We start from the raw sequence: 1,066 nt of genomic DNA, 5'->3' as shown, positions 1-1,066 counted from the left end.
CGAAAAAATCCACTCGCCATCATTATGCGATAGCAATGGTCCGGGTACTTAATCTTTAAACGACCCTGTCAGTGATTCTGACCAACAGTGAACTTTTGTTGCCTCACCATAGCCCATATTAATACAAAGTTTCACCAACACTCTGAAGCAAAACAGTGACTGAGGACTATCGTATGAATGTACAACCAAACTATGGAACAGGCAGCCAATACCAGCAGGCATCTTCTTCTCACGAACAAAAAGACTCAAGTGGGTCTGCGGCTGGTACCCCCTCTACACAATGCACTCCGCTCCCAGAGAGTGCTGGTCACGATGTGCACCGCTCACCTTTACAACTCAACCCGAAGCCCTGCCCGGCTCAGACTGTCTTTACTCATATCCCCAGTAATGATGAGAATATCGATTTTGTCACTAAAATCTTTTTAGATTCGAGTATTCGTTCCTGCCAGACATTAACGGATGTTGAGAAAACCTTGCCCAGATATCCTGTCATTATGGGGGACGCGTTAAAATGGGCTGCAATTGCGGTGGAGAACTGTGAAGGTAGTAGTGCATCCTGTGTCCGTCAACTGGCTTACTGTCTCCAGCTTGTAGCCGATTCGCCACATCTTAATAAGCTGCAAGAGTTAGGTACCGAAGCAGAAATGAAACACGAGCTAGAAGAGCTAATTGGAATGACTCTTCAACTGGCCGGCCAACAGACTTGAACCCCATTGACATGAACTGACGAGAGATGAATCCTGGAGGCTAAGGGTACTTAACTGCTAAGGCTTATTCAGAGTATGAACATACCGCCACACTATGGGAAAGAGCGCCATGGTCGACAGGCGCCTCCTCCTTCTTACATGCAAAGCTATCCAGCCAGCTATATGCCTGATATCCCCGGCATCCAAGGCCCTTCGTACTCAGGGAGTGCGGATAACTCTGAACGCCGCCAACTTTCACAATATCGTACCCAGCACTACCCGCCTTACTCTCGTGTCCAGACATATCACGACATAAATGATGCTTTTAATCTTCTGAAGTCCAATCCCAGAAGAGCATTAGATGAGGCCGAGACGCTATT

Annotated in this window: 2 protein-coding genes; both read left to right on the top strand. The window is 47.4% G+C overall.

What is annotated here, in order from left to right; genetic code table 11:
• Positions 1-173 precede the first annotated feature (173 nt).
• Positions 174-707, top strand: a complete 534-nt coding sequence (locus E1189_RS01175) for a hypothetical protein (RefSeq protein ID WP_155158284.1) — start codon at positions 174-176, stop codon at positions 705-707.
• A gap of 75 nt (positions 708-782) precedes the next feature.
• The coding region (locus E1189_RS24600; protein ID WP_230459922.1) for a hypothetical protein at positions 783-1,066 on the top strand (284 nt) is incomplete at its 3' end.

The sequence above is a fragment of the Parendozoicomonas verongulae genome, assembly GCF_009711465.1.
GTDB classification, from domain to species: Bacteria; Pseudomonadota; Gammaproteobacteria; order Pseudomonadales; family Endozoicomonadaceae; genus Sansalvadorimonas; species Sansalvadorimonas verongulae.
This window is presented reverse-complemented; position numbering and strand designations above follow the sequence as displayed.

Coding starts and splice junctions, on each gene's coding strand:
- E1189_RS01175 (WP_155158284.1), top strand. CDS start 174: ATGAATGTACAACCAAACTATGGAACAGGCAGCCAATACCAGCAGGCA.